A 26,110-nucleotide genomic window follows, 5' to 3' on the forward strand; every position below is an offset into this window, starting at 1 on the left:
ATCGACCGGAAATCGGTCGTTAGTGGCCGACTGTATTCGAAAACAGATTGACGATGAGAACGCCGGCAATGATGAGGGAAAGACCAATGATTGCAGGCATATCGAGGGCCTGGCGGTACCAGAACCAACCGACAGCTGCGATGAGAACGATGCCCGCGCCGGACCAGATCGCATAAACAATGCCAACCGGAATCGTCTTGATCGGAATCGACAGCAGGTAAAAGGCGAGGCTGTAGCCGACGATACACACGAGCGAGGGCCACAGCCGGGTAAATCCGTCCGCTTGTTTCAGTGCGGATGTGGCGACCACTTCGCAGACTATGGCAACAACGAGGTAGAGATATGTCATGTCAAATCACCATTGCGGAAGAAGCGGACGGATTGCCGATTCGAATCGAGGAGCGCCAGGAAAACCACCGGTTCATGGGCGATTCTCAAGCCAGGTAACGTCCCAATACCGGCATTCAAGGGCAAGATTTCATTAAAAAACCAGTTACCTCTATTAAGGAGTGGTAAAGATATTGGAGGGTGCGCGGCGATTTCGTGGCATTTGTGCAACAGCGATCTTGCATAGACGCTGTGGAACCCTTCCGGCGAGACTTTCATGGTTGAAACGCCAGCGCTGGCGAGTATGGTCAGTCGGGAGGAAGGGCGTTCATCGCATTTCTTCTTGGACTTAGGGGATGGGGACAGGTTGTCCTTCAGCCAAATTGGAATGCCCAGACCCATTTTTAACTTTGACTGGAGGTCAGAAATGAACATTAAGAGCCTTCTACTCGGCTCCGCTGCGGCCCTCGTCGCAGTAACCGGCGCGCGTGCTGCTGATGCAGTCGTTGTTGCCGAACCAGAGCCCGTCGAATACGTTCGCGTTTGCGACGCTTACGGCGCAGGCTTCTTCTACATTCCGGGGACCGAGACCTGCTTGAAGATCAGCGGTTATCTGCGTTACGACGCTGCTGGTGGCGACGATCCGTACAATGGTTCGAACGTTGGCGCCAACGACAACGAAACCTGGTACAAGCGCACCCGCGCTGAAGTCCGTTTCGACGCACGTTCGGAAACTGAACTCGGCACTCTGCGTTCCTACGCTCAGACCCGTTTCCAGTTCACCAACGGCAGTGACAACGGTGCTTCGCTTCCGCAGGCATTCATCGAACTCGGTGGTTTCCGCATCGGTGTCGCCGACGAAATCTTCGGTTCGTGGACCGGTTATGCTGGCAACATCATCAACGACGATGTGATCAACTACCAGTCGGGCACGACCAACCAGGTTAGCTACACCTTCGCAGGCGGCAACGGCTTCTCGGCCATCATCGCTGCTGAACAGGGCCAGAACGACTTCGGCAACTTCGGCTTTGACTACGTCATCGACGACTACATGCCGCACGTTCTTGCTGGTGCGAAGTGGGAGCAGGGCTGGGGCGGCATCTCCGGTGTTGTTGGTTATGACTCGGTTGTCGAAGACGTTGCTGTAAAGCTGCGTTTGGACCTCAAAGTCACCGACACCATCTCGCTGTTCGCAATGGGCGGTTATCAGTCTGACTACAGCGCACCGGACTTCGACACGACGACTGGCGTTGTAACCGGCGGCAACCAGAACTGGTTCGGCACCTGGGAAGGCGATTGGGCTGCTTGGGCAGGCTTCTCGGCTAAGCTCTCAGACAAGGCAACTCTTAACGGCCAGGGCGCATACGAAGAAGAAGGCACCTACGCTTTCGCTCTTAACGTAGCCTACGAACTGGTTCCTGGCTTCACGATCACGCCGGAAATCAACTACACCAAGTTCGACGGCGTTCGTAAGGACGTTGCTGAGTTCGACAACGGTAACGACGACGCATTCGGCGGTATCATCCGCTTCCAGCGTAACTTCTAATCCTTTACTGGATTGGTTGATAAAGACCCGGCGGCGCGAGCTGCCGGGTTTTCTTTGTTCATGGGCCGGTCGTCGTGTTGAAATGGCCATGAACATGGGGCAAGACATAGCTCCAGCCCATCGAGACTGAGAGAAAGCCTTAGGAATATGCGTACCATCAGGAGCTGGTTCTGGCCCGGTGTCATCACCGTCGCACTTCTGACGGTTCTTGCCGGCTGGTTCCTCACTGACCCCATCGACCAGCAACTCACGGATGCGGCCAATGCTGCGCTGAGCGCCAATAATTCCTGGGCGAGCGCCGATATTGACGGCCGCGATTTAACCTTAAAGGGTGTCGCTCCATCCGAAGAGGCGCTTGCTGCCGCTGTTGGCATCGCCGCAAGCACGCCCGGCGTAAGAACTATAGATAATCAGGCGACGCTTTTGCCCCTGGCCGAACCGTTTTCCTTCGTCATCACCAAATCCGACGACGGCATATTGCTGTCAGGGAACGTCCCATTCGGCGATTCGCGCGCGCGAATTCTCGCGTCTGCCGAAAGCGCCATGCCGGGCATCGAAATCCTCGACGAATTGGCCGTTGCGCGCGGCGCGCCGGAAGGTTTTCTCGATCTTGTCGACTTCGCATTGAGCCAGGCGGCGCAACTGACCAACGGAGAGGTGGAAATCTCGGGCAAGACCTATAGTATCAGCGGCACCGCGGCCAGCGCCGCCGACTACGATGCAATCAACGCCGCCTTGCGCGCTCCAATTCCCGGTAATGGCAAGCCGGGCGAGATCAAGCTGGAGGCCGCGGTCAATACCAGCGGAGGCTAGAAACATGTGGTTCATGATCGGTCAGCTCTGGCTCTTCCTGTTGATTGCTGCTCTTGTCGGGTTCTATGTCGGTTGGTCTACATACGACCGGGGCCAATGATGCAAACCAGGGGATAGACAATGGTTGTATTTCTTCTCCAGTCATTGTTTCTCATTGCTGCAGCCTTTGTCATCGGCGCGATTTTAGGCAATCTTTTCAAGCGGATGTCACCGAAACGCGAATCGGTTTCTGAAGTATCCACGCGCGCTGCCGATGCGCGCCTGGCAGCAAGCCCCATTCTTCCGGCGAATGACGATGTGAGGCAGTCGGCCCGGGAGGCTGCCGCAATGATACCGCCAGCGGAACCCGTGCCGCCGGCGGAAGTCTCCGCGAGCGGCAAGCCGGCGCGCAAGACAGCCGCAAAGCGGGTGGCTGCGAAGACGGCTGTCGAACGCAGGTCCAATCCGCGGCAGGACGACAGCCACCGGCCCGTTATGCTCAAGGCGGCGCGGCGCGGCAAACCCGACAAACTCACTGATATCGACGGTATTGGCACCGCCATACAATCGCGGCTTTTCGATCTGGGGCTGTTTCATTTCGACCAGATTGCTGGCTGGTCGATTGAGGAAGCTGCGTGGGTGGGCGAGGAAATAGGATTTCCCGGCCGCGTGCAGAGGGAAGGGTGGATCAGACAGGCTGCGGCAAGGGTAAAGATGCCTGCGGCAGATCAACTGGCGAAGCCGAAACCAACAGCGCGGCGCAAGGCTGGAACGACCAAGCCCTCATAGACCGTTCAGGCAAGCGCGGTTTCGCGAAGGTCGATTCCAGCGGCAAAGGCTGCGATAAGTTCAGGCAAGCGTCCGGTTTCGAGCAAAGGCGCATGGCCTTGACCCGCAACATTGATGACCTGCATTGCGGGATGCCGGCGCGACATTTCCAGCACTGTTTCAGGTGTCAGCAGGCTGCTGTTTTCGCCGCGAATGACCAAGAGCGCCAGCTTTTCAAAGAGGTCGAACTGCTCCCAAAGGTCGGGCAGCTTCTTGTCGAAATCAATATTCGCCATGGTTTTCATGAGGTTGAGATCGTAGTCCGGGCGAATGGTTCCGCGCTGCCTGCGATAGATCGCGCGCGCGAAGCGCATCCAGTCGGCTTCGGTCAGCGCCGGAAAGGCCGCTCCGTGCAGATTGCGCTGGCGCTCGATCGCCTCCGGCCAGGTGCGCGGATTGCGCGACTTGCGCAGATATTGCGTGATCTGACGCAAGCCTTCAGGGGCAATTTCCGGCCCGATATCATTGAGAATGACACCGGCCAGCAACGTCGGCGCCACGGATGCCAGGATGTGGGTTATCAATCCTCCGCGCGAGGTTCCGAGAAAGATTGCACGGTCGATGCCGAGCGAACCAAGACCTGCAATCACGTCATTGGCTTCGACGCCAATATTGTAGTGGGACCAGTCGCGATCATATGCGGACAGTCCGCGGCCCCGATAGTCGAATGTTATGACCTGGCGCGGCGTGTCGGGATGCTGCGACAGAAGTGCTGCGACTTCGTGAAAGTCGCGGCTGTTGCGGGTGAGGCCGGCAAGGCACACGAGCGGCACCGCCCCGGCGCGCTCCGATCCATAAACTCGGCCATGGAGCTTCAGTCCATCGGGTGCATCGAAGCTGATCTCGCGATAGCCCTCGGCCAAATTCAACCCCGGCGTCCGGCCGTGAGATCGCTCTCTATCTGCGCCTTGCCCGTCAGCCGCGCCTTGTAGACTTCATAGTTCTCCATGACCCGCTGCACGTAGTTGCGCGTTTCCGTATAGGGAATGCGCTCGATCCAGTCGACGACTTCATCCACCGGCTTGCCACGCGGATCGCCATACCGCGCCACCCACTCGCTGGCGCGGCTCGGGCCGGCATTGTAGCCGGCAAAGGTAAGCACGTACGAACCATCGAACTTGGCGATCTGCTCGCCAAGGAATTTGGCGCCGAGCGTTGCATTATAGGCAGCATCCCCGGTCAAACGATCCTTGGAGTAGGTCATGCCGGCCCGCTGGGCGACGCCTTTTGCGGTGCCCGGCAGCAACTGCAGCAGGCCGCGCGCCCCGGCGCTCGATACGGCAGTCGGGTTGAACTCGCTCTCCTGGCGGGCGATTGCATAGGCGAGGGCGGCACCGGAGCCCGAAATATTGGCATTGCCGGGGATGGCGCCGACCGGATGCGACAGTGCACCGACATCGATGCCGCGTTGCGCCGCGGTCTTGCCGACGCGCAGCGCCACGTAATGGTTGCCCTTGCGTTCGGCCATCACGGCGAGGAGAGCCAATTCGCCGGGGCTGTCGAGTTCCTGTGCGAGGCTGGAATAAAGGATCGCCGCACGGTAATCATAGCCGGTGTCCTCCAGCCTCTGTATAGCTCGCACGGCTTCGCGCTGGGCAAATCGAGAACGTTCTGCATCGGTCGGCTTGGGATAGGGGAGTTGCAGCCCGGATTGCCCGAGCTTTGCTGCTGCAAGCTGCCCGTAAAATGTTGTGCCATAGCGCGATGCGCGCGCATAATAATCGCGCGCGCTGCCTGCCGCGCCCGCCTCCGCGGCACGGCCCAGCCAGTAATAGGCGCGCGATGCCGACATTGGGCGCGAGGAAATCTCGGCGATGCGCGTGAAATGGCGCTGCGCCGTGTTGGGATCGTTGAGGCCGCGCAATGCGTACCAGCCGGCGTGGAACTCCGCTTCGGCGGCAGCCGAAGGTGTTTCGGCGCTGTGCATTGCCGCCACGCGATAGGCGCGCTTGACGTCGCCCTGATCGAGAAGTTCGCGTGAAAGAACGCGCCGTTCCGTCCACCAGGCATCGGGGTCTACCAGCGCTGCTGCATCGCGCGGCGCGGTCGCCATTACATCGGCTGCCTCACGGAATTTTTCCTGGCGGCGCAGATATTGCGACTTGGCGAAGATATAGGCCGCGTTTGACGCCCACGCGCCATGAACGGCGGCAAGCTTCTGACCCGCATCCGGTGATTTTTGCAGGACGGCTGCGAATGCCTGGAACAACGATTCAGCGTTGGCCAGCTTGGCGACACGCCCGGCCGACTTTACCTTGCCCTCGTAAAGCATCGTCAGCATGCGCGTCAGATGGTCGTCGCGGGAAATGACCTGCGAAAACTCCTTGAGGATCATTGTCTCCTGCGTGTCTTCGAGCTTCTTGGTCCGCCAGAACGCGCCGAGGATTTGCCGGGCTCGCGGAGCATTGCCGCTTGCCACATAGGCGCGGGCGAGGATAACGACGCCCTCTGTCGTCTGCGGCGCGGTGTTGCCAAAGGCGTTGATGACGATCGAAGGCGCGGGATTTTCCTTATAGAGCGCCCGCTCCGAATTGTTGCGGAAGGTCGCCATGCCGGGCCAGCCGGGCAGTTCCTGCGCGGCATGCGCAATCTCCGAGCTCGGTATGCCCGGTGCGTTGGAAAGACCGATCGCCCAGGTGAGAATATGGCGGTCGAGCGCGTCAACGGGCAGGCCGTTGCGAATGCCGAGCGCACGCTGCGCGTCGCCGGCGGAGAGCGCGTCAAGCCCGCTCTTGAGACTGCCGGCAATCGCCGAGGGCTTCGATGGTTGGGTGATGCCGGCGGTGGTGACCGGATCGGGCCGGGCCAGTACCTGCGTTGCCGGGCTCACGCGCGTTTGCGTCGACGCGAACGGCTTCAATCCGGGAACCGGGACGGCTGCCGAAGGCACGGGTGTTTGGGCATGGGAAGCCGTCGTCACCAACGCAAGCGTGGACGCGAGAAGAACGTGACGCAAAACAGAAGTTCTCAGCATACAACTACCAGTTTTTTTGGAGCGGATCAGAGGGTCCCCCGGATCCGTAGAGACAATGAAGACGATAATAGTGGCGGACGTATGAAAGCCCTCTTAACAAAGGGTTATCCGAGCCCGTTGGATTAAACCTATTGCAACTCATGCTAGCGGAGATATGCATCAACTTGATGTGTTTCATCAGGCAAATGAACTTGCTCCAGACGATCAGCGCGATTATGGTGCGCCACCTTTAGCCCCCGCGTGGACGGGGGTGACCAACTGCCATCCCGGAGTTTCGCAATGCTGAAAGGCTCAATCACCGCTCTCGTAACGCCCTTCCTCGAGGATGGTTCGTTCGACGAGAAAGCCTTTCGCGGCTTCGTTTCCTGGCAGATCGCCGAGGGCACCAATGGCCTCGTCCCGGTGGGCACGACCGGTGAATCGCCGACGCTGTCGCACAGCGAACATAAGCGCGTGGTCGAGGTATGCATCGAGGAAGCCGCGGGCAAGGTGCCGGTGATCGCCGGCGCCGGCTCCAACAACACCCGCGAAGCCATTGAACTCGCAGAGTTTTCGCAGAAGGCTGGGGCAGACGCCATTCTTGTGGTGACGCCCTATTACAACAAGCCGAACCAGCGCGGGCTTTACGCACATTACAAGGCGATTGCCGAGGCTGTAACGCTGCCGATCATCATCTATAACATTCCGGGCCGCTCGATCATCGACATGACGCCGGAGACGATGGGTCAACTCGCACACGACTTGAAGAACATCAAGGGTGTGAAGGATGCGACCGGCAAGATCGAGCGCGTTTCCGAGCAACGCCTGACCTGCGGCAAGGAATTCATCCAGCTTTCCGGCGAGGATGCGACCGCGCTCGGCTTCAACGCGCATGGCGGCGTCGGCTGTATCTCGGTTACGTCCAATGTCGCGCCGCGCCTCTGTGCCGAATTCCAGGCGGCGACACTTGCCGGCGATTACGGCAAGGCTGTCGAATTGCAGGACCGGCTCCTGCCGCTGCACAAGGCTCTGTTCCTGGAGCCAAATCCGTCCGGCCCGAAATATGCGCTCGCCAAGCTCGGCAAGATCAAGAACGCATTGCGCTGGCCGCTCGTCGCGGTCGAGGCTGCAACCGCCGAGCGGATCGACAGGGCCATGCAACATGCCGGTTTGATCAACTGACAAATCAGTTGAAACGCACTATATAGCCTGCATGAACAAGCCGAAATCTGCGTCAAAACCCACGACGGCTCGCAAGATCATTGCCGAGAACCGCAAAGCGCGCTTCAACTTCGAGATTCTCGACACGCTCGAGGCTGGCCTCGTGCTTGCGGGTACGGAGGTCAAGTCGCTGCGCCGCAACCAGTCGAACATTGCCGAAAGCTATGCCAGCTTCGAGAACGGCGAGTTCTGGCTGATCAACAGCTATATTCCGGAGTATCTCGAGGCCAACCGCTTCAACCATGAACCGCGCCGTCACCGCAAGCTATTGATCAACAAGCGGGAAATGTCGCGGCTGGCGCAGTCGGTCGACCGCGAGGGCATGACGGTCGTTCCGCTGAAGCTCTATTTCAATGACCGTGGGCGGGCGAAGCTCGAGATCGCCGTCGCGCGCGGCAAGAAACTGCACGACAAGCGCGAGACCGAAAAACAGCGCGACTGGAACCGCGAGAAGTCCCGGCTCCTGCGCGATCGCGGCTGATACCCTTTGCTTGAGCTGTTGAAGGTGGAACCTCGGGCTCTTCCCGAGGACCCATCTTCCTTACCGGTGCCGCAATGAAGTCCGGGGCAACTGATCCCTAGACTCATGAACGTGCGGCGCGCCCGATTCAAACCGGTCGGTTATGCGGCTGGAATAGTCGTCCGCGTTCGGCGATGAGCACAAACACCAATCCGATCAGCGACAGGACAAAGAAGCCGGCGACCAGCGGCAGCGTCGTGCCGTTAAAGGCCTGGCCGATCACTGCTCCGACAACGCCGCCGCCGGCCGTACTCATGAAGCCGAGGACCGACGAGGCCGTGCCCGCCACGTGCCCGAGCGGTTCCATCGCCAACGCGTTGAAATTCGAGCCGATCCAGCCGAACTGGAACATCGCCAGTGCAAACAGCAGCAGGTAAATCGGGAACGGCGTCGGATTTGGTCCAAGGATCGTCAACAGCAGCCAGAATCCATTGACGGCAAGGAACGAGAGGAGAGCGCCATGGGACAGGCGGCGCATGCCGAACCGGCCGACAAGGCGCGAATTCAGGAAGGACGACACGGCCATGGTAACGGCGACCGCTGAAAACGCCACCGGGAACCATACGCCAAGATCGTAGATCCCGACATAGATCTGCTGGGCCGAATTGATGAAGCCGAACAGCGCGCCGAAGATGAATGAATTCGCCAGCGTGTAGCAAAGCGCGACGCGATTGGTGAGCACGATCCTGAAGCCTTGCAACACCGACTTTAGGGTAAAGGGGCGAACATCGGCCGGATCGAGCGTTTCCGGCAGGCGGAGGTAGACCCAAACCAGAACGGCGCTCGCGATCGCGGCCATGAAGATGAAGATGAGGTGCCAGTTGCCGAACAGCATGACTGTCTGGCCTGTTCCCGGCGCGATGACCGGGACGATCATGAACACCATCATGATGAGCGACATGACCTCCGCCATGCTGCGGCCGCCATAAACGTCGCGCACGATCGAAATGGTAATGACGCGCGTTGCCGCCGAACCGATCCCCTGCAGCAAACGGAACAGCAGAAGCGACGTGAAGGTCGGCACGAACACGCAGGCGAGCGCCGAGCCGATATAGACGACGAGGCCGACGAACATCGGAACGCGGCGGCCGAAGCGGTCGGAGATCGGGCCATAGAACAATTGCGACACGGCAAAACCCATCAGATAGGCCGAGATGACATATTGCCGATGATTTTCGCTGGCAACGCCGAGGCTCGCCCCAATCTGCTGCAGGCCGGGAAGCATGATGTCTATGGCAAGCGCATTGATCGCCATCAGCATCGCCATCATCGCGATGAATTCCGCTTTCCCCATTCCCCTGAGACGGGCGGCGGAAGTGGTCGTCGAACTGTCCATGATCAAACCTGCAAATATCAACAAAGACAAAGGCGTCGGAGCGGCCGACGCCTTTCGAAACAAGGTACCGGGCAATCCCGGAACCGATTGGAACTATTGCGTAATCAGGCGGCCTTGGTGGCGACGCCCTTTTCGCTGAGGAGGTTTTGCAACTCGCCTGCCTGGAACATTTCGCGGATGATGTCGCAACCGCCGACAAATTCACCCTTCACATAAAGCTGCGGAATGGTCGGCCAGTTGGAATAGTCCTTGATGCCTTGGCGCAGTTCGTTGGACGAAAGAACGTTCACACCCTTATAGTCGACGCCGATATAGTCGAGAATCTGCACGACCTGGCCGGAAAAGCCGCATTGCGGAAAGCCGGGCGTGCCCTTCATGAAGAGAACGACATCGTTGCTCTTGACCTCACTGTCGATGAATTCATTGATACCGCTCATTTCGGCAACCTTTCACCCCAAGATGTGACGAATCGTCATTTCATGGTTCAATTGTTTTCGTTGTTTACAGATAGCGCTTCAATTTAGTCAAAACAAGGCTGGTGAGGGTGTCATATCGTATCATCATCGCTGCCGGCGTGCTTCTTGCCGCAATCGCGGCGGGATTATTTGCCCAACTTGGGCAATTGCGGCCGGCGACCGGAGCGTCAGGAGGTTCCATGGTTTCGCTTCCCTTCGACCGCAAGGACCTGCCGGCCACTTGCCGCACTGTCGACTTCGAGGGCAGCGGCAACATCGTCTGCGAAGTTGATCTGCGCTCCTACGACGTCCGGCTTGGCCTCGATGGTGCGGATGGCAAGCCCTATGGCTCGCTCGCATCATTCACAGCGGGACAACCGGCCTCGGCGAAGCTCGTTCTCTCGATGAATGCCGGGATGTATGAGCCCGACATGACGCCGGTTGGCCTTTACGTCGAGGAGGGGAAAGCGATTGCGCCTCTCAACACTGGAAAGGCCCCAGGCAATTTCTACATGAAACCGAACGGCGTGTTCTTTGTCGCAAAAGACGGCACGGCTGGCGTTGTTTCGACCGAAGCCTACGCGAAGGCAGCCCCAGATGTCCGCATTGCCACGCAGTCGGGCCCCATGCTCGTCATCGACGGAAAAGTGCACCCGCGCTTCGAACCCAACGGCACGTCGCGGTATGTCCGCAATGGCGTCGGTGTCCGCGATCCGAATACGATCGTACTGGCGATTTCCACGGAACCGGTCAGTCTCGGCCGTTTCGCGCGCCTTTTCAGGGATGAGCTTGGCTGCCCCAACGCTCTATTCTTCGACGGGATGATTTCTGCACTGTCCAACGACCGGAATGTGTTGCTTGGAGGAACCGATCCGGTGGGACCGATTCTGGCAGTGTACGAAAAGTCTTAGTCCGGGGCGCTCGTCTGCAGGGCGAGGGCGTGCAGTACGCCCCCCATGTTGCCCTTCAATGCGTCGTAGACCATCTGGTGCTGCTGCACGCGCGACTTGCCGCGAAAACTTTCCGCGACAACCTCGGCAGCATAGTGATCGCCGTCACCCGCGAGATCGCGGATCGTCACTTTTGCATCCGGAATGGCGTCTCGAATCATTTTCTCGATGTCGCGTGCATCCATTGCCATGCTGTTCTCTCCTCAAGCGGCCTGATTCTTATCGTCCACGTGACCGCTCATATAGTCAGGGAACCACGATTCGTGTGCTTGTGTCAGGTCTGACACAGATATGGAGAGCAGACCGCCGATCGTCAATGCGTTGCCGCCAACTGTCCCAAGCTTGCGGAACGGGAGACCGGAACCCTCGGCATTCAGGGTGATCATGTTTGCCGCATCCGGCGCCACGGCAACGACGTAACGAGACTGATCTTCGCCGAACAGCAAGGCATGCGGCGCGCCATCGCCGATCTCGACCGTCGCACCCTTGCCGGAGGCCATGCACATTTCGGCCAATGCAATGGCGAGGCCGCCGTCCGACAGATCGTGGCAAGCGGTCAACTGGCCGTTGCGGATCGCCGAGCGGACGAAATTGCCGTTGCGCTTTTCGACGCCGAGATCGACTGCTGGCGCCGGACCGTCGGCGCGGCCATGCAGATCGCGCAGGTAGATCGATTGTCCGAGATGCGTGCCGTCGACGCCGAGCAGGATCAGCACGTCGCCATCCTTCATGCCGCCGACCTTGGTGGTCTTGGTCCAATCTGGAATGAGCCCTACGCCGGCTATGGTCGGCGTCGGCAGGATCCCCTGGCCGTTGGTTTCATTATAGAGCGAGACATTGCCCGAAACGATCGGGAAGGAGAGGGCCCGGCAGGCCTCGCCGATGCCACCGATCGCCTTGACCAGCTGGCCCATGATCTCCGGCCGTTCCGGATTGCCGAAATTGAGGTTGTCGGTGGCGGCCAAAGGTTCGGCACCGACAGCGGTGAGATTGCGCCAGCATTCGGCCACCGCCTGCTTGCCGCCCTCGTAAGGATCGGCCTCCACATAGCGGGGCGTCACGTCGGAAGAAAAAGCGAGCGCCTTGCTTCTATTGCCGTCGACACGGACTACGCCGGCATCGCCGCCGGGAACCTGCAGGGAATTGCCCTGAATCAGCGTATCATATTGCTCGTAGACCCAGCGCCGCGACGAAAGATCGGGGGAGCCGACCAACTGCAGCAGCGCTGCGCCATAGTCTGCGACTTCCGGCACATTGGCGGCTGGCAGCGGTGCATGCTTGCCGGGTTCCATCCACGGGCGGTCATATTCCGGCGCCTGGTCGCCGAGGTCCTTGATCGGAAGGTTGGCGACTTCATGTCCGCCATGCAGCACACGGAACCGCAGATCGTCCGTTGTGTAACCGACAATGGCAAAGTCGAGGCCCCATTTGCGGAAGATCGCTTCGGCTTCCTCTTCCTTTTCCGGGCGCAGCACCATGAGCATGCGCTCCTGGCTTTCGGAAAGCATCATCTCATAGGCCGTCATGCGCTCTTCGCGCGCGGGAACACTGTCGAGATTGAGCTCGATGCCGAGATCGCCCTTGGCGCCCATTTCAACCGCCGAGCAGGTCAAACCGGCCGCGCCCATATCCTGGATGGCGATGACGGCGCCGGAGGCCATCAGTTCAAGCGATGCTTCGAGAAGGCACTTTTCCGTAAATGGATCGCCCACCTGCACGGTCGGGCGCTTTTCGTCGATCGATTCATCGAATTCCGCCGAGGCCATGGTCGCGCCGCCGACGCCGTCGCGGCCCGTCTTGGCGCCGAGATAGACGACGGGCAGGCCGACGCCCTCTGCCTTCGAATAGAAAATCGCATCGGTCCTGGCGAGGCCGGCCGCAAAGGCGTTGACGAGGATATTGCCATTATAGCGAGCGTCGAAATTGACCTCGCCCCCGACCGTCGGAACGCCGAACGAATTGCCGTAGCCGCCGACACCCTCGACGACGCCGGAAACGAGGTGGCGAGTCTTCGGATGGGCCGGGTCGCCGAAACGCAGCGCATTCATCGCCGCGATCGGCCGGGCGCCCATGGTGAACACGTCGCGCAGGATGCCGCCGACGCCGGTCGCAGCGCCCTGGTAGGGCTCGATATAGGAGGGGTGATTGTGGCTCTCCATCTTGAAGACCACGCATTCGCCGTCGCCGATATCGACCACGCCGGCGTTTTCGCCAGGACCCTGGATGACCTGCGGTCCGGTGGTCGGCAAGGTGCGCAGCCACTTCTTGGAAGACTTGTACGAGCAGTGCTCGTTCCACATGGCGGAAAAGATGCCGAGCTCCGTAAATGTCGGCTCGCGTCCGATCAGATCGAGAATACGCTGGTATTCATCCGGCTTCAGCCCGTGCGAGGCAACGAGTTCCGGTGTAATCGGGCGGGTATCGGGATTTGTCATGGGTTCTGGAGCATCCTTGGCGAGGGGGCGGCTTTCGGCCACTCTTTAACCTATGTAGTGCGGTCGCGCGACAGGAAAATGGCCCAAATCGACAAAGCCCCGGCATGCCCGAAACGACGTGCTCTTGTTCGGGAGATAGCCCGCGCGTAACGTCATGTCGGATCATTTCATGGGGGAGACAGACATGACGTGCAGGCTTCAGGACAAGGTGGCGATCATATCCGGCGGCGCCACGGGGATGGGCGGAGCGGCGTCGAAGCTCTTCGCCGCCGAGGGCGCAAAAGTCGCCATCGTCGATCGCAACGAGGCGGCCGCCGCTGCAACCGTTGCCGAGATCAGTGCGGCGGGCGGCGAGGCCGCCTACTTCGTTGCCGATGTCTCGGATGAGGCTGAAGTGAACAGGGCCGTTGAAGCGACCTTCGAGCGCTTCGGCCCGGTTACCGTATTGTTCAATCACGCCGGCACAATCGTCATCAAGCCGTTCCTCGAAACGACGCTCGAGGAATGGGATTGGCTGCATGCGGTCAACGTGCGCTCGATGTATCTGATGACGCGGGCGGTAATCCCCCACATGCTCGAGGCCGGCGGCGGCTCGATCGTCTGCACCTCGTCGATTTCGGCGGTTGCCGCAACCCCGATGGAAGTGCTCTACGATACGACCAAGGGCGCGTGCCACATGTTCGCGCGCGCGATCGCCGTCGAGTTTCGCGACCGCAACATCCGCTGTAATGCGGTTTGCCCCGGTTTCATCCGCACCCCCCACGGCTTGCGCGAGGTGGATGAATTGCAAAAGCGGGGCGTCGATGTATCGGACGCGGCCATGCAGGCGGCGCAGGGCCGGATCGGCGAGCCGGAGGAGGTTGCGCGCGCGGCGCTGTTTCTTGCCAGCGACGAATCCTCCTTCATCACCGGTACGCATCTCTTCGTCGACAATGGATTTACAGCGATCTAGTCGACTGTGCTAAGCTTGCCGCGGGCACCTTAACAGCCGACTCTAGGGAGACGGACGATGACGGCTTACCTGATTGCTGACGTGAAGGTGACGGACGATAAATGGATACCGAAATACGCGGCGGCGGTGCATGACATAGCGCACAAGCACGGCGGCAAGTATCTGTCGCGCAGCGGCAATATTACCTTGCTGGAGGGAAAACCGCTCGACACGACGTTGATTGCTATCATCGAGTTTCCTTCGACCGAAGCGGCCGAAGCCTTCGCCAGCGATCCGGAATATGCGCCCTATGCGAGTGCGCGGCAGTCAGGCAGCGAGAGCCGCTTCCGCATCATCGACGATACGGACCTTGCCGGGAGCATCCCCTATCTGCCGAAGGGGTGATTCCCGATCAGGCTACGCAGCGATGGCGTCGAGGTGTTTTCGCACCTCGGCGAACACGCTCTTGAACATGGCTTCGGTCAGGCGGCCGGTGTTGGTGTTGTAGCGCGAGCAGTGATAGCTCGAGAAAATCTGGACATTGCCAATCTCGGCTCTGCCGCCATGGCTGAATGGATGGGCGGATACCGGCTGCTTCAGCGCACGAATTGTCGATTGGTGCGCAATGGTGCCGAGCGTCACTATGGCGCGCAGACCGGCAAATTGTTCGATGGTCGGGGTCAGGAAGCGGCGGCAATTGCTGATCTCGCCGCCGACGGGCTTGTTCTCCGGCGGAACGCAGCGCACCGCATTGGTGATGGCGGTATCGATCAGCTGCAATCCATCGTCCGGCCGCGCCGCAAAGGTGCCGCGGGAAAAACCGAACTCGCTCAGCGTTCCGTAAAGAAGATCACCGGCGTAATCGCCCGTGAACGGCCGGCCGGTACGATTGGCGCCGCGCAGGCCGGGCGCCAGGCCGATGATAAGCAGACGAACGGAATTAGCACCAGCGGCCGGCAGGAACGTCGGAACGGGAGCGTTGTGCCACCCCGGTTCCTTGTCCCGCCAAGCGGCGATGAAATCATGCAGACGCGTGCAAATAGGGCAGTCCGGAGAAGGCTCCGGACCCGTCAATTCTGCGATCAATAATCGACCTGTTCTTCTTCGACGCGGCGTGGTGTCCGTTCGGAAGGCTCGCGGCCGATTTCAGCACGCAGCGACACGAGGTCGATGAAGTGATCGGCCTGGCGGCGCAGTTCGTCGGAAATCATCGGCGGCTGCGTCGAGAGCGTCGATACGACGCTGACCTTGCGGCCCTTGCGCTGCAGCGCTTCGACGAGCGAGCGGAAGTCGCCATCGCCGGAGAAAATGACGAAATGGTCTACCGTGTCCGTCAGCTGCATGGCATCGACGGCAAGTTCGATGTCCATATTACCCTTGATCTTGCGGCGGCCCGCAGAGTCGGTGAATTCCTTCGCCGGCTTGGTTACAACCTTATATCCGTTGTAGTCGAGCCAATCGATCAGCGGACGGATCGAAGAATACTCCTGATCCTCAACCAGTGCAGTGTAGTAATACGCACGAAGCAGGTAGCCGCGCTTGTGGAAAGCAGCGAGCAGCTTGCGATAATCTATATCGAAGCCGAGTACCTTGGAAGCCGCGTAGAGATTTGCACCGTCAATGAACAAGACGATCTTTTCTCGTGGATCAAACATAATAACGTTCCATTTCAAAAATCTAAGCTTAACTTCAAATCAGCTTGCTTATAATAGAGCCCGATCTGAACTTAATACGAAAGTAGGATATTTAGTACGTCGGGTCGAGGCAAAAGCCAATAGGTTCGTTGATATTTTGTCGAGGTTTCCGCCGATATGCGGTGATTGGCCCGCACCGCGAAGCTGTAAATCGCGCGAAAGCGTCAATATGCATCGGTGGCTTTTGCTTGTTTTTTGCGTTCATCCGCGTTATGTGCGGAGCAATCCGCTAATTCAGAGAAAAATGAAAGGGGCAGTTTATGGCCCGTGTCACTGTTGAAGATTGCGTTGACAAGGTTGAGAACCGGTTCGAACTCGTTCTCCTCGCCAGTCACCGCGCGCGCCTGATTTCCCAGGGCGCAGCGATCACGATCGATCGCGACAACGATAAGAATCCCGTGGTAGCCCTGCGTGAAATCGCCGATGAGACCCTTTCGCCGGGCGATCTTAAAGAAGATCTGATCCATTCCCTGCAGAAGCATGTCGAAGTGGATGAGCCCGAAGCGGTTGCGGTACCGCAGGTGACGGCCGGCGACAATGTGGCAGCCGATGTCGATGCCGACAGCGAAGCCGAAGACAATGTTTCCTTCGACTCCATGTCGGAAGAGGAACTGCTGGCCGGAATCGAGGGTCTTGTGGCCCCGGAAAAGAGCGACGACTACTAAGTCAAATGTCGCGCTCCGGCGCGGCAGCGGCCGGCAAGGCTTTTGATGCGTCGCAGCTTTCTGCGGCGCATTATTTTTGCGGCTCCCGTGGTGCAATACCATATAGTCGCCATAACAATTTCGTGTTCGGCCAATTCTGTGTGTGAGGTCTTCGTCCATGATGCGTCAGTATGAGCTTGTCGAGCGTGTCCAGCGTTACAAGCCTGACGTCAATGAAGCGCTTCTGAACAAAGCCTATGTCTATGCCATGCAGAAGCACGGCCACCAGAAGCGCGCGTCGGGCGATCCCTATTTTTCGCATCCCCTGGAAGTTGCAGCAATTCTCACCGACATGCATCTCGACGAGGCGACAATCGCCATCGCCCTGTTGCACGACACGATTGAAGATACGTCCGCGACCCGACAGGAGATCGACACGCTGTTCGGTCCGGATATAGGCAAGCTTGTCGAAGGACTGACCAAGCTCAAGAAACTTGATCTCGTCTCGAAAAAGGCGGTGCAGGCGGAGAACCTGCGCAAGCTTCTCCTTGCGATCTCCGACGACGTGCGCGTCCTCCTCGTCAAGCTCGCCGATCGCCTGCACAATATGCGCACGCTGCATCACGTGCCGGAAGACAAGCGCCTGCGGATTTCCGAGGAGACGATGGATATCTATGCGCCGCTCGCCGGTCGCATGGGTATGCAGGATATGCGCGAGGAGTTGGAGCAACTCGCCTTCCGCTATATCAATCCCGAAGCCTTCAACGCCGTCACCAACCGGCTCGCGGAACTGATGGAGAAGAACCGCGCAACGTTGAAGCAGATCGAGACCGACCTCTCCAACCTCTTTGCCAAGCATGGCATCAAGGCCAGCGTCAAAAGCCGCCAGAAGAAGGCGTGGTCTGTGTTTCGCAAGATGGAAAGCAAGGGCCTGTCTTTCGAGCAACTGTCGGATATCTTCGGCTTTCGCGTCGTCGTCGATACCGTCGCCGATTGCTACAACGCGCTTGGCATCATCCACACCACCTGGTCTATGGTGCCTGGCCGCTTCAAGGATTACATTTCGACCCCGAAGCAGAACGACTACCGCTCGATCCATACCACCATCGTCGGGCCATCGCGCCAGCGTGTCGAACTGCAGATACGCACCCGCGAGATGAACGACATCGCCGAATACGGCGTTGCGGCGCACTCGATCTACAAGGATCGCGGCAGCGCCCAGAACCCGCATGTGATTTCGACCGAGACAAACGCCTATGCCTGGCTGCGCCAGACCATCGAGGCGCTTGCCGAGGGTGATAATCCCGAAGAATTTCTCGAACACACCAAGCTCGAGCTTTTCCAGGATCAGGTCTTCTGCTTCACGCCGAAGGGCCGGCTGATCGCCTTGCCGCGCGGCGCGACGCCCATCGACTTTGCCTATGCGGTCCACACGAATATTGGTGACAGTTGCGTCGGGGCAAAGGTGAACGGCCGCATCATGCCGCTCATGACCGAACTCCACAATGGCGACGAGGTCGAGATCATACGCTCCAAGGCGCAGACGCCACCGGCCGCCTGGGAATCGATTGTCGTTACCGGCAAGGCGCGCGCCGCCATCCGCCGCGCCACGCGTATCGCCGTCCGTAAACAATATTCTGGCCTCGGCACGCAGATCCTAGAGCGCGCCTTCGAGCGGGCGGGAAAGGTCTATTCGCGCGACGAACTGAAGAAGGGGCTGCAACGCCTCGCACGCAAGGAACTCGACGATGTGCTTGCCGCCGTCGGGCGCGGCGAACTGCCGTCGTCGGATGTGATGAAGGCCGTCTATCCCGAATATCAGGACTCCAAGCCGAAGCCCGCTGCCGAACGCGAGGAGGGCTGGGTCAATTTCCGCAATACGTCCGGCATGATCTTCAAAATGCCGGAGGGCGCGGAAGCCGAGGGCATGACGCCCGGCGGTCCCAATGCATTGCCGATCCGCGGCGCAAGCCCCGACATGCCGGTGCACTTCTCGCCGGAGGGTGCGGTGCCGGGCGACCGCATCGTCGGCATCCTGCAGCCGGGCGCGGGCATGACCATCTACCCGATCCAGTCTTCGGCGCTAATGGCCTATGACGATCAGCCGGAGCGCTGGATCGACGTCCGTTGGGACATCGACGATAACAGCCGCGACCGTTTTCCGGCCCGTATCAGTATATCGGCCATCAACGCACCCGGCTCACTCGCCGAGATCGCGCAGATTATAGCCGAGAACGAGACCAATATTCACAATCTCTCGATGGTTCGCACCGCGCCCGACTTTACCCAGATGATCGTCGATCTCGAAGTGTGGAACCTCAAGCATTTGAACCGGATATTGTCGAAACTTAAAGAGAGCAAATGTGTCAGCGATGCGCAGCGCGTCAATGGCTAGCCAGAATTGATTGAGGGAAAGATGAACACGAGCGAAGTTCTGGATGTATTCCGTGATGCGGGCGCGATACTAGAAGGTCATTTCATTTTGACGTCGGGCTTGCGCAGCCCGATCTTCCTGCAAAAGGCGCGGGTTTTCATGCATGCGGACAAGACCGAGCGCGTCTGTCGCGCCCTCGCCGAGAAGATCAAGGCGGCAGGGCTTGGCCAAATTGACTATGTGGTCGGGCCGGCCATCGGTGGTATCATCCCAGCCTACGAAACCTCCCGCCATCTCGGTGTTCCGGCGATCTGGGTCGAGCGCGAAAACGGCATATTCAAGCTGCGCCGGTTCGACATAGCCAAAGGCGCGCGGGTGGTTATCGTGGAGGACATCGTAACGACAGGGCTTTCGATCCGCGAGACGGTGACGTGCCTGAAGGAACTCGGTGCAGACGTGTTGGCGGCGGCCTGCATCATCGACCGTTCCGCCGGCAAGAGCGATGTCGGCGTGCCGCTGGTTGCTTTGGCCGAGTATGAAGTGCCTGCCTATCCCGCGGATAAACTTCCGCCGGAACTTGCCGCAATTCCGCCCGTTAAACCGGGTAGTCGCAACATCTGATCCCTTATTTGGCAGAGGCGACGACGCGGCTTATTGCCGGCGGCGCGGCATATCGAGGATATTGAACGAGAATGCTTTTCAAGAGGCGCAACAAACCTGATTTTCGCGAGCGGCTGCGCCTGGCGCTATGGCCGCGTCGTTCGGTCGGGCGGTCGCTGCGCTATTTCGGCAAGCGGGTGCTCCGGCTTCGGGCGACCCCGCACGCGATCGCGTCCGGCTTTGCTTGCGGCATCTTCGCCGCTTTCATCCCCATTCTCGGGGTGCACATCGCGGTCGCGCTTGCCATTGCCTGGCTGATCGGCGGCAATGTTGCTGCAGCCGTCATCGGAACGACGCTCGGAAATCCGCTGGTCCTGCCCTTCATCTGGGCGGCGACGCTGGAGGTTGGCCGGTTCGTTATGACCGGTTCGCTGCAAGGCGAGCCCATGCCACAACATCTCGGCCACATGCTGAGGCATCTCGATATTTCGGTACTGTGGGGTCCGGTGATCGAGCCAATGCTGATCGGCGCGGTACCGCTCGGGCTCCTTGCGGCCGTGATCGTCTATTTTCCCGTGCGCTGGGCCGTCGCCGGCTTTCAGCATCGCCGCAGGCACCTCCATCGGCACCATCACCGGGTTCCTGAGCCAACATGATCATCGGCATCGGCAGCGATCTGATCGATATTACCCGCGTTGAAAAGACGCTGGAGCGCCATGGGGAGCGTTTTATATCCCGGGTTTTCACGCCCATCGAGCGGTCAAAATCCGAACGGCGCAAACAGCGTGCCGCATCCTATGCGAAGCGGTTTGCGGCGAAGGAAGCCTGCGCCAAGGCCCTCGGTACGGGCCTGGCGCAAGGCGTGTTCTGGCGCGACATGGGCGTCGTCAACCTGCCGAGCGGCGCGCCGACGATGCATCTGACCAATGGCGCCGCCAAACGGCTCGAGGCGATCGTTCCAAAAGGCCACACGGCGCGCGTTCATCTCACGATCACCGACGACTTTCCGCTTGCACAAGCATTCGTGATTATTGAAGCGTTGAAAATCGAAGAATAGCCTTATTCAAAAGCCATTGGCTGCATTGCCCCATGCGCTTCGAGCGGCTAAGAGGGGTCACATTGAGTTTACGGAGATACGACGAGCGTGAGTGACAAAGCTGTTGTGAAGAAATCTGGTGGTCTTGGCGAGACGATCAGCGTCATCGTGCAGGCGTTGCTGCTCGCACTTGTCATCCGGACGTTGCTGTTCCAACCGTTCAACATTCCGTCAGGCTCGATGCGCCCGACGCTGCTTGAAGGCGACTATCTCTTCGTTTCGAAATTCTCCTACGGCTATTCCAAATATTCGATTCCGTTTGCTCCGGACCTGTTTTCCGGCCGCATCTGGAGCGGCGAGCCGAAGCGTGGCGATATCGCTGTCTTTCGCAAGCCGAACGATACCTCGCTCGATTTCATCAAGCGCGTAATCGGCCTTCCGGGCGATAGGATTCAGGTGCGCCAGGGCGTGCTCTATATCAATGATGTTGCCGTTCCGCGCGAGAAGGTCGGCCAGATCGACAATCCGGACGTCACCGAGGTCAATCGCCCGGTCGACGTCTACCGCGAGACCCTGCCAAATGGCATCACCTATGACACGCTCGACCTGACGCCGAACGGCATCGGTGACGACACGCGCGAATTCGTCGTCCCCGCCGGTCACTACTTCATGATGGGCGACAACCGCGACAATTCGAGCGATAGCCGCTTCGATGTTGGCTATGTGCCGCTCGAAAACTTCATCGGCCGCGCCAATATCATTTTCTTCTCAATTGCCGGGAAGGCGAGCCCGCTCGAAATCTGGCGCTGGCCGTCGGAACTGCGCTTCGATCGCCTGTTGCACAGCGTAAACAGCGCGCCAAACACCGTGAAAACCAATTGATGAGCCGATGAACCTGTCCGCCGACGCCGTTCGCAGACTGGAAGAAAAAACGAGGCACACTTTTCGCGATCTCGGCCGGCTTGAGCGTGCGCTGACCCATGCGAGCGCTCGGCCCTCGGCCGGTTCCGATTATGAGCGTCTCGAATTCCTTGGTGATCGCGTGCTCGGGCTGGTCATCGCCGAGCTTCTGTTTCGCGCCTATCCGACGGCGAGCGAGGGCGAGCTTTCGCTGCGCCTGAACTCGCTCGTCAATGCCGATACCTGCGCGGCCGTCGCCGACGAGATCGGGCTCCACGAGTTCATTCGAACGGGCTCGGACGTGAAGGGACTAGCCGACAAGCGCTTGAAGAGCCTGCGCGCCGACGTTGTCGAATCGCTGATTGCCACAATTTATCTGGACGGCGGTCTTGAAGCAGCGCAACCTTTCATCGAACGCTACTGGAACGCGCGGTCGCGTGAAATCAATTCGGCTCAGCGCGACCCGAAGACTGAATTGCAGGAATGGGCGCATCAGCAGGATGGCGCGCAACCGATTTACAGCGTCGTTGACCGCACAGGGCCCGATCATGACCCCCTGTTCACCGTCAAGGTTGATGTAAAGGGCTTTGCGTCCGCCACGGGCACCGGCCGCTCGAAACGTATCGCCGAGCAGAACGCTGCCGTGGAACTGCTCTATCGCGAAGGTGTCCGTCAGAAGACGCAGGAAGAAGAAGAGAAATGACCGAACATCAACAGGAAACCGGCGTACCGACGCGATCAGGCTTTGTGGCGCTCATCGGCGCGCCGAATGCCGGTAAATCGACGCTGGTCAACCAGCTGGTCGGCAGCAAGGTATCGATCGTCACCCACAAGGTGCAGACGACACGGGCGCTTGTGCGCGGCATCGTCATTCACGGGCCGACTCAGATGGTGCTCGTCGATACGCCCGGCATCTTCAAGCCGAAGCGGCGGCTCGACCGCGCCATGGTCACGACCGCCTGGGGCGGCGCCAAGGACGCGGATTTGATCCTCGTTCTCATCGACGCCGAACTTGGGATCAATGAAGAGGCCGAGGCGATCCTCGACAGCCTCCACGAAAAGAAGCGCAAGGTCATCCTCGTTCTCAACAAGGTCGACAGGATCGAACCGCCGAAGCTCCTCGAACTCGCACAGGCCGCCAATGATAAGGTAAAGTTCGATAAGACCTTCATGATCTCGGCGCTGAAGGGCTATGGCTGCAAGGACCTCGTACAGTATCTCGCTGACAATCTCCCCGAGGGGCCGTGGTATTATCCGGAAGACCAGATCTCCGACATGCCGATGCGCATGCTCGCGGCCGAAATCACCCGCGAAAAGCTTTACCTGCGCCTTCACAACGAGCTTCCCTATTCCTCGACCATCGAGACCGAAAGCTGGGAGGAGAAGCCGGACGGCTCCGTCCGTATCAGCCAGGTGATCTATGTTGAGCGCGACAGCCAGAAGAAGATCGTTCTCGGCCACAAGGGTGAGGCGATCAAGTCGATCGGTCAGGCGGCGCGCAAGGAGTTGATGGAGATCCTCGAGCAGAAGGTTCATCTGTTCCTCTTCGTCAAGGTGCGCGACAATTGGGGGAACGACCCCGAGCGCTACCGCGAAATGGGCCTTGAATTCCCGCACTGATAGCGCGACCATCTTTAGATGGAATGGCGTGATGAAGGAATAATCCTCGGGACGAGGCGGCATGGCGAAACCAGCGCCATCCTCGAACTGATGACGTGTGACCATGGCCGGCACCTCGGTCTGGTGCGCGGCGGTCGTTCCCGGCGCATGCAGCCTATGCTTCAGGCAGGCAACCGCGTCGACGTGATCTGGCGCGCGCGCATGGACGAGCACCTCGGCATGATGCAGGTCGAGCCGGTGGCATTCGCGGCAGCACGGCTGATCGAACAGCCGGTCGCGCTCTACGGCCTCCAGCTAGCAGCTGCCCATTTGCGCCTTCTGCCCGAGCGGGATCCGCATCAGAACCTCTTTGAAATTCTTAATGTCATTGTCGAGCATTGCGACAATTCGCTGATCGCCGGTGAGCTGCTCCTCCGCTTCGAGCTGACGATGCTCGAAGAACTTGGCTTCGGCCTCGACTTGAAGTCCTGCGCCGCTACGGGTGGCCACGAGAACCTTGCCTATGTCTCGCCGAAATCGGGACGGGCGGTGTCGCGCGATGCCGGCGCACCATGGGCTGAAAAGCTTCTTGAAATGCCGCCCTTCATGTCGAGCCCCACGGTGCGCGCCGCATCGCTGAACGAAGTCATCAGCGCCTTTCGCTTGACCGGCTACTTTTTCAACCGCCATATCTGGGAGCCGCGGGCGCAGCGATCGCCGGAAGCCCGCGACGGTTTTCTCGCTGCGCTCGGGCGTTCATTGTCAAATGCAGCCGGGGCAACGGCGCCGGTGCAGGAAAGGTCGATCCTTCCATGAGCTATGACGACGTGTCTCCGGTCGAGTTCCCAGGCGGTGTCGGCCTGCTTCCGCTCGCCGACCTCGCCACACGCGGCGGCCTCGACATCCTGCAGGCGATGTTGCGCGGCGACTATCCCGCGCCGCCCATGGCCCAGACCCTGTCCTTTACCTTGCATGAAGTCGAACAGGACCGTGTCGTCTTCAAGGGCTTGCCGCGGCCCGAGCATCGCAATCCGCTGGGCGGAATCCATGGTGGCTGGGTTGCGACACTGATGGACTCGGCTCTTGCCTGCTGCATCATGACCACGCTCAAACCGGGCGAAGCCTATACGACTGCAGAATTCAAGGTAAACCTCGTGCGGCCGTTGACGGCCGATATGGGCCTCGTTCTGTGCGAGGGGAGGCTCATTCATCGTGGCCGCACGCTTGCAACGTCAGAGGCGTTCCTCAGGGACAAGAACGGCAAGCTGCTCGCGCACGGCACTGAAACCTGCGCGATTTTTCCGCTCGAGAGTTTCGTGCGCAGCAAGTAGAGCCTCGTGTTGAAACGGGCAGTCCGATTGTGCCGGTGCCGCAAATGCGCGGCAAGTAAGTCACACTTTCCATAAATTTTGTTGAAAACCCTTTGTTTTTCGCTTCTGTCGCGACTTGAGCGTTTGTCGCACGTTGACGGCTGAAATTTCCCATTGATAAACATTGATATTGGGCAGAATACAAAAGTTCTGTTGGGTGAACGCAGTCCGCGCGACTGCCGGGGAGGAAAACATGGATAGTTTCTTGGCGGGCCTCAAGGCCGCTGTCGACGCAATGGGACCGACGGTCCTCTTGCCGATCGTAATCTTTATCATTGCGCTGGTGCTCGGCGCGAAGCCGGGCAGGGCGTTTCGCGCCGCTGTCACCATCGGCGTCGCCTTCATCGGCATCAATCTCGTACTTGGCCTGATGCTGACGTCGATTGGCGATGTCGCGAAGGCCATCGTTACCAATACCGGCATTCAGCGCGATATCGTCGATGTCGGCTGGCCGTCAGCCGCGGCGATCGCTTTCGGCTCCTCTGTCGGCCTTTGGGTGATCCCGATCGCCATCGTCATCAACATCATTCTTCTGGTGACGCGCCTGACCCGTACGCTCAACGTCGACGTGTGGAATTTCTGGCACTTTGCCTTCATCGGCTCGCTCGCCGTTGCCGCGACCGACAGCCTTGCCTATGGCCTCGTCGTTGCCGCGCTCATGGTTGCGCTTTGTCTGCTCTTTGCTGATTGGTCGGCGCGGGCAGTACAGCAGTTCTACGGCATTCCGGGCATTTCGGTGCCGCATCTCGCCTCGGCGCAGATCCTGCCGATCGCGATCGTGATCAACTGGATCATCGATCGCATTCCGGGCATCAACCGCATCGAACTCAATACCGAGACCTTCGAGCGCCGTTTCGGCGTGTTCGGCGAGCCGGTCATCCTCGGCCTCATCATCGGTCTCGTCCTCGGCGCCATCGCCTATTACAATGCCGGCGATTTCGGCACGGCGCTGACGAAGATCCTGCAGACGGGCATGACGCTCGCCGCCGTGATGCTGCTTCTGCCGCGCATGGTCAAGATCCTGATGGAAGGCCTCCTGCCGGTTTCCGACGCCGCACAGGAGTTCGTGCGCAAGCGCACCGGCGACCGTGAACTTCTCGTCGGCCTCGACTCGGCGATCCTTATCGGTCATCCGGCGGCAATCTCGTCGTCGCTCATCCTGGTGCCGATCGCGATCATCCTGTCGGTGATCCTGCCGGGCAACCGCGTCATTCTCTTCGCCGATCTTGCGGTCATTCCGTTCATCGTTGCCATGACGGCGCCGCTCCTGAAGGGCAATGTGTTCCGCATGGTCATCGTCGGCACGATAACGCTCGCGGTCGGCTTCTATGTCGCGAACGCGCTTGCACCGCTGTTCACCGCCGCGGCCCAATCGTCGGGCTTCCAGATGCCGGCCAATGCGGTGCAGATTACCAGCGTGGTCGACGGCTTCCTGTGGATACCCTATGTGGTCATCGCGTTGATCCAGAACCTCGGCGTCATTGGTCTCGTTGTGCTTGCGGCCATCATCGCCGCCGCATTCTGGGCCTATCGCCGCAACACGGCCGCATGGGAACGCGCCGCGGGTGCCGACGACGCTGTGGACCAGAACGCCTGAAC

The 26,110-nt window shown here is 59.6% G+C and carries 29 protein-coding genes; 19 read left to right on the forward strand and 10 right to left on the reverse strand.

Annotated elements, in window-relative coordinates; translation table 11 throughout:
* Positions 1-19: 19 nt before the first annotated feature.
* Together AC1DNI_RS07280 and AC1DNI_RS07285 are read right to left on the reverse strand one after the other, a co-directional pair.
* Positions 20-349 carry a DMT family transporter gene (locus AC1DNI_RS07280; RefSeq protein WP_113281979.1) on the reverse strand — a complete coding sequence of 110 codons (330 nt, stop codon included), beginning with the start codon at positions 347-349 and terminating at the stop codon, positions 20-22.
* Positions 346-762, reverse strand: coding sequence for a hypothetical protein (locus tag AC1DNI_RS07285; RefSeq protein WP_477691353.1), 417 nt, complete (start codon positions 760-762; stop codon positions 346-348). Before AC1DNI_RS07285 ends, AC1DNI_RS07280 begins: the two co-directional genes overlap by 4 nt.
* On the opposite strand from AC1DNI_RS07285, the gene AC1DNI_RS07290 reads away from it, so the two are divergent.
* From AC1DNI_RS07290 to AC1DNI_RS07300, 3 genes are all read left to right on the forward strand, one after another.
* The gene (locus AC1DNI_RS07290; RefSeq protein WP_027229877.1) at positions 755-1,873 is read left to right on the forward strand and encodes a porin; all 1,119 of its coding nucleotides are present in this window, start codon (positions 755-757) and stop codon (positions 1,871-1,873) included. The two genes, AC1DNI_RS07285 and AC1DNI_RS07290, sit on opposite strands and share 8 nt — an antisense overlap.
* 147 nt (positions 1,874-2,020) lie before the next feature.
* A complete protein-coding gene (locus AC1DNI_RS07295) occupies positions 2,021-2,686 on the forward strand; it encodes a BON domain-containing protein (protein ID WP_477691354.1) in 666 nt (221 codons plus the stop codon).
* Positions 2,687-2,806: 120 nt separating this feature from the next.
* Entirely contained in the window at positions 2,807-3,454 is a 648-nt protein-coding gene (locus AC1DNI_RS07300; RefSeq protein WP_477691355.1) for a hypothetical protein, read from the forward strand.
* A 5-nt stretch (positions 3,455-3,459) separates the two neighbouring features.
* On the opposite strand, the gene AC1DNI_RS07305 is transcribed toward AC1DNI_RS07300, so the two are convergent.
* Positions 3,460-4,362, reverse strand: coding sequence for an alpha/beta fold hydrolase (locus AC1DNI_RS07305; protein WP_477691356.1), 903 nt, complete (start codon positions 4,360-4,362; stop codon positions 3,460-3,462).
* Positions 4,359-6,467, reverse strand: coding sequence for a lytic transglycosylase domain-containing protein (locus AC1DNI_RS07310; RefSeq protein WP_477691357.1), 2,109 nt, complete (start codon positions 6,465-6,467; stop codon positions 4,359-4,361). The genes AC1DNI_RS07305 and AC1DNI_RS07310 overlap by 4 nt, the downstream gene beginning before the upstream one ends.
* A 279-nt stretch (positions 6,468-6,746) precedes the next feature.
* Between AC1DNI_RS07310 and dapA the strand changes: the two genes are divergently transcribed.
* Together dapA and smpB are read left to right on the forward strand one after the other, a co-directional pair.
* A complete protein-coding gene (gene dapA, locus AC1DNI_RS07315; protein WP_477691358.1) occupies positions 6,747-7,628 on the forward strand; it encodes a 4-hydroxy-tetrahydrodipicolinate synthase in 882 nt (293 codons plus the stop codon).
* 31 nt (positions 7,629-7,659) lie between these two features.
* Positions 7,660-8,148 carry an SsrA-binding protein SmpB gene (gene smpB, locus AC1DNI_RS07320; RefSeq protein WP_027229872.1) on the forward strand — a complete coding sequence of 163 codons (489 nt, stop codon included), beginning with the start codon at positions 7,660-7,662 and terminating at the stop codon, positions 8,146-8,148.
* A gap of 127 nt (positions 8,149-8,275) precedes the next feature.
* Here the strand turns inward: smpB and AC1DNI_RS07325 are convergent, their stop codons facing one another.
* Both AC1DNI_RS07325 and grxD read right to left on the reverse strand, forming a co-directional pair.
* The gene (locus AC1DNI_RS07325) at positions 8,276-9,481 is read right to left on the reverse strand and encodes a multidrug effflux MFS transporter (protein WP_091919137.1); all 1,206 of its coding nucleotides are present in this window, start codon (positions 9,479-9,481) and stop codon (positions 8,276-8,278) included.
* Between the two features lie 146 nt (positions 9,482-9,627).
* Entirely contained in the window at positions 9,628-9,960 is a 333-nt protein-coding gene (gene grxD, locus AC1DNI_RS07330) for a Grx4 family monothiol glutaredoxin (protein WP_027229870.1), read from the reverse strand.
* 218 nt (positions 9,961-10,178) lie between these two features.
* On the opposite strand from grxD, the gene AC1DNI_RS07335 reads away from it, so the two are divergent.
* Positions 10,179-10,889 (forward strand): phosphodiester glycosidase family protein, encoded by a 711-nt coding sequence (locus tag AC1DNI_RS07335; protein ID WP_477691359.1) that lies wholly within the window; start codon positions 10,179-10,181, stop codon positions 10,887-10,889.
* On the opposite strand, the gene AC1DNI_RS07340 is transcribed toward AC1DNI_RS07335, so the two are convergent.
* Together AC1DNI_RS07340 and purL are read right to left on the reverse strand one after the other, a co-directional pair.
* On the reverse strand, positions 10,886-11,119 hold the full coding sequence (locus tag AC1DNI_RS07340) for a BolA/IbaG family iron-sulfur metabolism protein (RefSeq protein WP_027229868.1): 234 nt from the start codon (positions 11,117-11,119) through the stop codon (positions 10,886-10,888). The two genes, AC1DNI_RS07335 and AC1DNI_RS07340, sit on opposite strands and share 4 nt — an antisense overlap.
* Before the next feature lie 12 nt (positions 11,120-11,131).
* Positions 11,132-13,363, reverse strand: coding sequence for a phosphoribosylformylglycinamidine synthase subunit PurL (gene purL / locus AC1DNI_RS07345; protein ID WP_477691360.1), 2,232 nt, complete (start codon positions 13,361-13,363; stop codon positions 11,132-11,134).
* Positions 13,364-13,547: 184 nt separating this feature from the next.
* Between purL and AC1DNI_RS07350 the strand changes: the two genes are divergently transcribed.
* A complete protein-coding gene (locus tag AC1DNI_RS07350) occupies positions 13,548-14,315 on the forward strand; it encodes an SDR family NAD(P)-dependent oxidoreductase (RefSeq protein ID WP_477691361.1) in 768 nt (255 codons plus the stop codon).
* Positions 14,316-14,372: 57 nt separating this feature from the next.
* Positions 14,373-14,699 carry a DUF1330 domain-containing protein gene (locus AC1DNI_RS07355; protein ID WP_027229865.1) on the forward strand — a complete coding sequence of 109 codons (327 nt, stop codon included), beginning with the start codon at positions 14,373-14,375 and terminating at the stop codon, positions 14,697-14,699.
* A 12-nt stretch (positions 14,700-14,711) separates the two neighbouring features.
* On the opposite strand, the gene AC1DNI_RS07360 is transcribed toward AC1DNI_RS07355, so the two are convergent.
* Together AC1DNI_RS07360 and AC1DNI_RS07365 are read right to left on the reverse strand one after the other, a co-directional pair.
* Positions 14,712-15,377, reverse strand: coding sequence for a uracil-DNA glycosylase (locus AC1DNI_RS07360; protein ID WP_477691498.1), 666 nt, complete (start codon positions 15,375-15,377; stop codon positions 14,712-14,714).
* Positions 15,377-15,949 carry a LabA-like NYN domain-containing protein gene (locus AC1DNI_RS07365; RefSeq protein ID WP_027229863.1) on the reverse strand — a complete coding sequence of 191 codons (573 nt, stop codon included), beginning with the start codon at positions 15,947-15,949 and terminating at the stop codon, positions 15,377-15,379. Before AC1DNI_RS07365 ends, AC1DNI_RS07360 begins: the two co-directional genes overlap by 1 nt.
* 299 nt (positions 15,950-16,248) lie before the next feature.
* On the opposite strand from AC1DNI_RS07365, the gene rpoZ reads away from it, so the two are divergent.
* The 11 genes from rpoZ (at position 16,249) to AC1DNI_RS07420 (ending at position 26,108) form a co-directional block, all read left to right on the forward strand.
* Entirely contained in the window at positions 16,249-16,653 is a 405-nt protein-coding gene (gene rpoZ / locus AC1DNI_RS07370) for a DNA-directed RNA polymerase subunit omega (RefSeq protein WP_027229862.1), read from the forward strand.
* A 157-nt stretch (positions 16,654-16,810) separates the two neighbouring features.
* Positions 16,811-19,027 carry a RelA/SpoT family protein gene (locus AC1DNI_RS07375; RefSeq protein WP_091948855.1) on the forward strand — a complete coding sequence of 739 codons (2,217 nt, stop codon included), beginning with the start codon at positions 16,811-16,813 and terminating at the stop codon, positions 19,025-19,027.
* Positions 19,028-19,048: 21 nt separating this feature from the next.
* Positions 19,049-19,627, forward strand: a complete 579-nt coding sequence (gene pyrE, locus AC1DNI_RS07380; RefSeq protein WP_477691362.1) for an orotate phosphoribosyltransferase — start codon at positions 19,049-19,051, stop codon at positions 19,625-19,627.
* 71 nt (positions 19,628-19,698) lie between these two features.
* Positions 19,699-20,262, forward strand: a complete 564-nt coding sequence (locus AC1DNI_RS07385; protein ID WP_027229859.1) for a DUF2062 domain-containing protein — start codon at positions 19,699-19,701, stop codon at positions 20,260-20,262.
* Positions 20,259-20,663 carry a holo-ACP synthase gene (gene acpS / locus AC1DNI_RS07390; protein ID WP_477691363.1) on the forward strand — a complete coding sequence of 135 codons (405 nt, stop codon included), beginning with the start codon at positions 20,259-20,261 and terminating at the stop codon, positions 20,661-20,663. The genes AC1DNI_RS07385 and acpS overlap by 4 nt, the downstream gene beginning before the upstream one ends.
* A gap of 87 nt (positions 20,664-20,750) precedes the next feature.
* Positions 20,751-21,524 (forward strand): signal peptidase I, encoded by a 774-nt coding sequence (gene lepB, locus AC1DNI_RS07395; RefSeq protein ID WP_027229857.1) that lies wholly within the window; start codon positions 20,751-20,753, stop codon positions 21,522-21,524.
* 7 nt (positions 21,525-21,531) lie between these two features.
* Positions 21,532-22,245: a ribonuclease III gene (gene rnc, locus AC1DNI_RS07400; protein WP_027229856.1), complete on the forward strand. Its 714-nt coding sequence runs from the start codon at positions 21,532-21,534 to the stop codon at positions 22,243-22,245.
* Positions 22,242-23,162 carry a GTPase Era gene (era, locus tag AC1DNI_RS07405; protein WP_027229855.1) on the forward strand — a complete coding sequence of 307 codons (921 nt, stop codon included), beginning with the start codon at positions 22,242-22,244 and terminating at the stop codon, positions 23,160-23,162. Before rnc ends, era begins: the two co-directional genes overlap by 4 nt.
* An 18-nt stretch (positions 23,163-23,180) precedes the next feature.
* Positions 23,181-23,957, forward strand: coding sequence for a DNA repair protein RecO (gene recO / locus AC1DNI_RS07410; RefSeq protein WP_027229854.1), 777 nt, complete (start codon positions 23,181-23,183; stop codon positions 23,955-23,957).
* On the forward strand, positions 23,954-24,472 hold the full coding sequence (locus tag AC1DNI_RS07415) for a PaaI family thioesterase (RefSeq protein ID WP_091919117.1): 519 nt from the start codon (positions 23,954-23,956) through the stop codon (positions 24,470-24,472). The genes recO and AC1DNI_RS07415 overlap by 4 nt, the downstream gene beginning before the upstream one ends.
* Before the next feature lie 232 nt (positions 24,473-24,704).
* Positions 24,705-26,108, forward strand: a complete 1,404-nt coding sequence (locus tag AC1DNI_RS07420; RefSeq protein WP_027229852.1) for a PTS galactitol transporter subunit IIC — start codon at positions 24,705-24,707, stop codon at positions 26,106-26,108.
* The last annotated feature ends 2 nt before the right edge of the window (positions 26,109-26,110 follow it).

The sequence above is a fragment of the Phyllobacterium sp. 01N428 genome (assembly GCF_056399405.1).

Bases quoted from the DNA above. Each gene is read 5' to 3' on its own strand.
- grxD (WP_027229870.1), bottom strand. From the start codon at position 9,960: ATGAGCGGTATCAATGAATTCATCGACAGTGAGGTCAAGAGCAACGAT.
- era (WP_027229855.1), top strand. From the start codon at position 22,242: ATGACCGAACATCAACAGGAAACCGGCGTACCGACGCGATCAGGCTTT.
- AC1DNI_RS07375 (WP_091948855.1), top strand. From the start codon at position 16,811: ATGATGCGTCAGTATGAGCTTGTCGAGCGTGTCCAGCGTTACAAGCCT.
- smpB (WP_027229872.1), top strand. From the start codon at position 7,660: ATGAACAAGCCGAAATCTGCGTCAAAACCCACGACGGCTCGCAAGATC.
- AC1DNI_RS07355 (WP_027229865.1), top strand. From the start codon at position 14,373: ATGACGGCTTACCTGATTGCTGACGTGAAGGTGACGGACGATAAATGG.
- AC1DNI_RS07415 (WP_091919117.1), top strand. From the start codon at position 23,954: ATGAGCTATGACGACGTGTCTCCGGTCGAGTTCCCAGGCGGTGTCGGC.
- dapA (WP_477691358.1), top strand. From the start codon at position 6,747: ATGCTGAAAGGCTCAATCACCGCTCTCGTAACGCCCTTCCTCGAGGAT.
- AC1DNI_RS07325 (WP_091919137.1), bottom strand. From the start codon at position 9,481: ATGGGGAAAGCGGAATTCATCGCGATGATGGCGATGCTGATGGCGATC.
- AC1DNI_RS07300 (WP_477691355.1), top strand. From the start codon at position 2,807: ATGGTTGTATTTCTTCTCCAGTCATTGTTTCTCATTGCTGCAGCCTTT.
- AC1DNI_RS07310 (WP_477691357.1), bottom strand. From the start codon at position 6,467: ATGCTGAGAACTTCTGTTTTGCGTCACGTTCTTCTCGCGTCCACGCTT.
- AC1DNI_RS07340 (WP_027229868.1), bottom strand. From the start codon at position 11,119: ATGGCAATGGATGCACGCGACATCGAGAAAATGATTCGAGACGCCATT.
- AC1DNI_RS07420 (WP_027229852.1), top strand. From the start codon at position 24,705: ATGGATAGTTTCTTGGCGGGCCTCAAGGCCGCTGTCGACGCAATGGGA.
- acpS (WP_477691363.1), top strand. From the start codon at position 20,259: ATGATCATCGGCATCGGCAGCGATCTGATCGATATTACCCGCGTTGAA.
- pyrE (WP_477691362.1), top strand. From the start codon at position 19,049: ATGAACACGAGCGAAGTTCTGGATGTATTCCGTGATGCGGGCGCGATA.
- AC1DNI_RS07285 (WP_477691353.1), bottom strand. From the start codon at position 762: ATGTTCATTTCTGACCTCCAGTCAAAGTTAAAAATGGGTCTGGGCATT.
- rnc (WP_027229856.1), top strand. From the start codon at position 21,532: ATGAACCTGTCCGCCGACGCCGTTCGCAGACTGGAAGAAAAAACGAGG.
- purL (WP_477691360.1), bottom strand. From the start codon at position 13,363: ATGACAAATCCCGATACCCGCCCGATTACACCGGAACTCGTTGCCTCG.
- rpoZ (WP_027229862.1), top strand. From the start codon at position 16,249: ATGGCCCGTGTCACTGTTGAAGATTGCGTTGACAAGGTTGAGAACCGG.
- AC1DNI_RS07295 (WP_477691354.1), top strand. From the start codon at position 2,021: ATGCGTACCATCAGGAGCTGGTTCTGGCCCGGTGTCATCACCGTCGCA.
- AC1DNI_RS07350 (WP_477691361.1), top strand. From the start codon at position 13,548: ATGACGTGCAGGCTTCAGGACAAGGTGGCGATCATATCCGGCGGCGCC.
- AC1DNI_RS07280 (WP_113281979.1), bottom strand. From the start codon at position 349: ATGACATATCTCTACCTCGTTGTTGCCATAGTCTGCGAAGTGGTCGCC.
- recO (WP_027229854.1), top strand. From the start codon at position 23,181: ATGGAATGGCGTGATGAAGGAATAATCCTCGGGACGAGGCGGCATGGC.
- AC1DNI_RS07385 (WP_027229859.1), top strand. From the start codon at position 19,699: ATGCTTTTCAAGAGGCGCAACAAACCTGATTTTCGCGAGCGGCTGCGC.
- AC1DNI_RS07290 (WP_027229877.1), top strand. From the start codon at position 755: ATGAACATTAAGAGCCTTCTACTCGGCTCCGCTGCGGCCCTCGTCGCA.
- AC1DNI_RS07365 (WP_027229863.1), bottom strand. From the start codon at position 15,949: ATGTTTGATCCACGAGAAAAGATCGTCTTGTTCATTGACGGTGCAAAT.
- AC1DNI_RS07335 (WP_477691359.1), top strand. From the start codon at position 10,179: ATGGTTTCGCTTCCCTTCGACCGCAAGGACCTGCCGGCCACTTGCCGC.